The 4991-nt window shown below is 76.6% G+C and carries 3 protein-coding genes; all 3 read right to left on the bottom strand.

Translation table 11 applies throughout. The features are described from left to right. Positions 1 to 669 precede the first annotated feature (669 nt). A complete protein-coding gene (gene rplL / locus AAHH18_RS12575) occupies positions 670 to 1065 on the bottom strand; it encodes a 50S ribosomal protein L7/L12 (RefSeq protein ID WP_146840772.1) in 396 nt (131 codons plus the stop codon). An 80-nt stretch (positions 1066 to 1145) separates the two neighbouring features. After that, complete coding sequence (rplJ, locus tag AAHH18_RS12570; protein WP_283319485.1) at positions 1146 to 1676, bottom strand: 50S ribosomal protein L10; 531 nt, start codon at positions 1674 to 1676, stop codon at positions 1146 to 1148. A 263-nt stretch (positions 1677 to 1939) separates the two neighbouring features. After that, on the bottom strand, positions 1940 to 4864 hold the full coding sequence (locus tag AAHH18_RS12565; RefSeq protein WP_343301860.1) for an FAD-binding and (Fe-S)-binding domain-containing protein: 2925 nt from the start codon (positions 4862 to 4864) through the stop codon (positions 1940 to 1942). Between the last annotated feature and the right edge of the window lie 127 nt (positions 4865 to 4991).

Below are 4991 nucleotides of genomic sequence, written 5' to 3'. Positions count from 1 at the left end.
ACGATCCCGCGCGCCCACCTCCGAGCGCGTTCGGAGCCTCCGAAGGGGCACCGCCCGGCGCCCCCTCCCCTGCCCCTTCACGCGCACATCCACCCGTCCGGCTCTGCCGGCGCCCGCCCACATCACCCGTCGGAGGCTCCGACGGGTGATCGAGGTGGTCCGCGGAGCACCACGATCCCGCGCGCCCACCTCCGAACGCGTTGGGAGCCTCCGAACGGAGGGAGGAGGGGCTGGGCGCGGAGGCGGGAGGGGGGTGCGGGGGCGGGAGTGGAGCGCGGGGGCGGGGGTGGGGTGCGGGGGGGGGAGGGGGGCGGGGGGGGGGGGGGGGAGGGGGGGGGGGAGGGGGGAGGGGAGGGCGGGGGCGGGAGTGGAGCGCGGGGGCGGGGGTGGGGTGCGGGGGGGGGAGGGGGGCGGGGGGGGGGGGGGGGAGGGGGGGGGGGAGGGGGGAGGGGAGGGCGGGGGCGGGAGTGGAGCGCGGGGGCGGGGGTGGGGTGCGGGGGGGGGAGGGGGGCGGGGGGGGGGGGGGGGCGGCCCCCGCCGGGGACGGCGTGGTGGCGGGGTGGCGCGGGAGGGTCGGGGGGACGGCGAAGGCCCGCACCCCGGGGGGTGCGGGCCTTCGCGCGGAGCGTCCGGGCGGTCAGCGCGTGGGCGCCGGCCGGCCGGGGCGGGTCACTTGAGGGTGACGGTGGCGCCGGCGCCCTCGAGGGCGGCCTTGGCCTTGTCCGCGGTCTCCTTGTTGACGTTCTCCAGGACCGGCTTCGGCGCGCCGTCCACGAGGTCCTTGGCCTCCTTCAGACCGAGAGAGGTCAGGCCGCGCACCTCCTTGATGACCTGGATCTTCTTGTCACCGGCGGCCTCGAGGATGACGTCGAACTCGTCCTTCTCCTCCTCGGCGGCGGCGTCGGCACCGGCACCGCCGGCGGCCGGGGCGGCCACGGCGACAGCGGCCGGGGCGGCGGCGGTGACCTCGAAGACGTCCTCGAACGCCTTCACGAACTCGGAGAGCTCGATGAGGGTGAGGCCCTTGAACTGCTCGATGAGCTCGTCGGTGGTGAGCTTCGCCATGATGGCGGTTCCTTCCGTTCGGTCCTCACCGGTCACGTCGACCGGCGAGGAAGGGTGTGAGCGCCGAGAGCCCTGGTGGCTCAGGCAGCGGTGTCGACGGACTCCTGCTTGACGCGGAGAGCCTCGACGGTGCGCACGGCCTGCGCGGCGGGAGCGGTGAAGAGGTAGGCCGCCTGGAACAGCTTGGCCTTCATCGCACCGGCCGCCTTGGCCAGCAGGACCTCGCGGGACTCGAGGTCCGCGAGCTTGGTGACCTCCGCAGCGGTCAGGGCGCGCCCGTCGAGGACACCGCCCTTGATGACCAGTGCGGGGTTCGCCTTGGCGAAGTCACGCAGACCCTTGGCCGCCTCGACCGGGTCACCGGTGACGAAGGCGATCGCGGACGGGCCCTGGAGCGCGTCGTCGATGCCGTCGATGCCGGCTTCCTTGGCCGCGATCGCGGTCAGCGTGTTCTTCACCACGGCGTAGTTCGCGTTGCCGCTGAGCGACCGTCGCAGCGTCTTGAGCTGCTTGACGGTGAGCCCGCGGTACTCGGTCAGCACGGCCGCGTTGGACCCGCGGAACAGCTCCGCGATCTCCGCGACGGCGGCTGCCTTGTCCGGCCTCGCCATGGCAATCCTTCCGATGGTGGTGCCGCCGGGCGTCGTCCTCGACCCCGCACAGAGGAAGAGCCCCGGCGCAGGCCGGGGCTCGCATCTCGCGCGTTCGCACGCACGACCATCGAATCCTCGCCTGCGCGGGCCTCCGCCGGAGCGGGACTTCGGGCGGCTCCGGGCACGCCCCGCGGAAGCGGGAGGAGCACGGGAGCCGACGACCTGCGGTCTTGGGCAGCGACCAGACTACGGCACCCCGGCGCTGCGCCCAAATCCGCCCGTCAGCCCGGCAGGTGCGACGCCAGCAGCTCCGCGAGGTGCACGCCCTGCACGCCGCCGAGCTGGTCGGCCTGCGTCCGGCACGAGTACCCGTCGGCGAGCAGGACGTCCCCGGGCGCGGCCTCCCGCAGGGCGGGCAGCAGCGCGCGCTCCGCGACCTGCACCGACACGTCGTAGTGGCCGGCCTCCATGCCGAAGTTGCCAGCCAGCCCGCAGCACCCCGCGAGCGTCGAGAACGACGCGCCCGCGGCGCGCAGCAGCTCCTGGTCGGCGGTGAACGTCATGACGGCGTGGTGGTGGCAGTGCGGCTGGACGACGGCGGTGACGTCCGACAGGTCGGGCGGCGTCCACCGCTCCCCCGGGCCGACGGGGGCCGGCGCGGTGAGCAGCTCGGCGAGGGTCCGGGTGGCGCGGGCGACGGCCACGGCCCGGGGGTCGTCCGGCAGCAGGTCCAGCAGGTCGGAGCGCAGCACGGCGGTGCAGGACGGCTCGAGCCCCACGATCGGGACGCCGTTGACGGCGTAGGGGCCGAGCACCTCCAGCAGGTGGGTGAGGCGCTTGCGCGCGCCGTCGAGCTGACCGGTGGAGATCCACGTGAGCCCGCAGCAGGCGTCGTGGTCGGGGACGAGCACCTCGTACCCCGCGGCCCGCAGCACGCGCACGGCGGCGACGGGGATCGACGGGGCGAGCGCGTCGCTGAACGAGTCCGTCCACAGCAGGACGGGCGGCCGCCCGGACGTGCCGGTGACCGACAGGTCCGTGCCGCCGGCTGCGCGGGGGGCGACGCCGCGGCGCACGTCGACCTCGCCGCGCCGGACCCGCGACCGGAACGGCGCCGGGGAGAAGTCCACCATCGACCGGCGCGTGTCCATGCCGCCGAGCCGGAGCACGGCCTTGGCGACGGGCCGGACGCCGAGCACCGCGTTCGCGAGGCGCGCGAGGCCGGGCACGCCGGTGACGAGCCGGGTCCAGCGGGGCAGCCAGCCGAGGGCGTAGTGGTTCACCGGGCGCAGCCGGCGGCGGTAGGTGCGGTGCAGCACCTCGGCCTTGTACTGCGCCATGTCGACGCCGGCGGGGCAGTCGGACGAGCACGCCTTGCAGGAGAGGCACAGGTCGAGGACCTCGTGCACCTCCGGGGAGGTGAAGCCGCGGGAGACGAGCGAGCCGTTCGCCATCTCCTGGAGCACGCGCGCGCGGCCCCGGGTGGAGTCCTTCTCGTCCCGCGTCGCGAGGTACGAGGGGCACATGAACCCGCCGGCCGCCGAGGAGTCCGCGCGGCACTTGCCGACGCCGACGCACCGGTGCACGGCCGTGGTGAAGTCGCCGTGGTCGTGCCCGAACGCGAACCCGCCGTGACCCGCCGGGATCGGGCGGGCGTGCGGGCGCCGCAGGTCGGCGTCGAGCGGGCGCGGGCGCACGAGCACGCCGGGGTTGAGCAGGTCGTCCGGGTCGAGCAGGGCCTTGAACGCCTCGAACGCCCCGATGGCCCGCTCGGAGTACATGACGGGCAGCAGCTCCGAGCGCGCGCGGCCGTCGCCGTGCTCGCCGGACAGCGACCCGCCGTGCGCCGCCACGAGGTGCGCCGCGTCGGTCATGAACGACCGCAGCGGGTCGCCGGACCGCTCCATCGGCACGTCGAGCCGCAGGTGCACGCAGCCGTCGCCGAAGTGCCCGTACGCCAGCCCGTCGACGCCGTGCTGCGCCATGAGGGCCTCGAGCTCGCGCAGGTACGCACCGAGGCGCTCGGGCGGCACCGCGGAGTCCTCGAACCCGGGCCACGCCTGCTCGCCCGAGGGCGTGCGCCCGCCCAGGCCAGCACCGTCCTCGCGGATGCGCCACATCGCGGAGGCCTCCGGCCCGGGCGGGAAGACGCCGACCGCGCGGGTGCCGGCGTCGGCGGCCAGCGCCCGCGCGCGCCCCAGCGCCTCGTCCAGGCTGTCGCCGCCGACCTCGACCATGAGCCAGCCGGCGCCCTCCGGCAGCGGGGGGACGGCCGCGGCCCCCTTGACGCGCCGCACGACGTCGACCAGGCGGGCGTCCATGCCCTCGATGGCGAGCGGCCGGTGCGCCAGCAGGGCGGGGACGGCGTCGGCGGCCGTGGCCATGTCGGGGTAGCCGAGCACGACGAGGACGGGGGCGGCGGCGACGGGGACCAGCCGGACGGTCGCGCCGAGCAGGGTGACGACGGTGCCCTCGGTGCCGACGAGCGCCTTCGCGAGGTCCGCGCCGTTCTCCGGCAGCAGGTGCTCCAGGGAGTAGCCGGACACCTGGCGCCCGAACCGCCCGAGCTCGGTGCGCAGCACCTCCAGCTCCGAGCGGACCAGGGCGTCCAGGCCGGGCACCGGGTCCAGGCCCCGGCCCGCGGTGAACCGGCGGCCGCGGCCGTCGACGACGTCGAGCTCGAGCACGTTGTCGGCGGTCCGGCCGTACGCGACGGCGCGCGGGCCGCACGCGTTGTTGCCGATCATGCCGCCGAGCGTCGCGCGCGCCTGCGTGGACGGGTCCGGGCCGAAGCGCAGACCGTGCGGCGCGGCCTCGCGCTGCAGCATCGCCATGACGACACCCGGCTCGACGCGCGCGGTCGAGGACGCGGGGTCGACCTCGAGCACGCGGTTGACGTGCCGGGACCAGTCGAGCACCACGCCGGTGCCGACCGCGTTGCCGGCGACGGAGGTGCCGCCGCCGCGCGACGTGACCGGGGCGCCGAGCCCGCGGGCGACCTCGAGGGCCGCGAGCGCGTCGTCCACGTCACGCGGGAAGACGACCACGGACGGCACGACGCGGTAGTTGGAGGCGTCGGTGGCGTACTCGGCGCGGCGGCGCGTGGAGTCGTCGACCCCGCCGTCGACGGCGGCGCGCAGCGCGCGGACGAGCTCGGCGGCGTCGGCGGCGGCCTGCGGGGCTCCCGGTGACGTGACGGTCGGCACGGGCGCCAGTGTCGCACCGCACCCCCGGCCGGCCCCGGGACGTCCAGCACGCGGGCGGCGCGCGGGCGGGCACGCGGGCGGCGGACACCGGTCGACGCGGCCACCGCGCCCGGCGGCGCGGCGCGCG

The sequence above is a fragment of the Cellulomonas olei genome (assembly GCF_039548315.1).
Taxonomy (GTDB): Bacteria; Actinomycetota; Actinomycetes; order Actinomycetales; family Cellulomonadaceae; genus Cellulomonas.
This window is presented reverse-complemented; position numbering and strand designations above follow the sequence as displayed.

Bases quoted from the DNA above. Each gene is read 5' to 3' on its own strand.
- rplL (WP_146840772.1), bottom strand. From the start codon at position 1,065: ATGGCGAAGCTCACCACCGACGAGCTCATCGAGCAGTTCAAGGGCCTC.
- rplJ (WP_283319485.1), bottom strand. From the start codon at position 1,676: ATGGCGAGGCCGGACAAGGCAGCCGCCGTCGCGGAGATCGCGGAGCTG.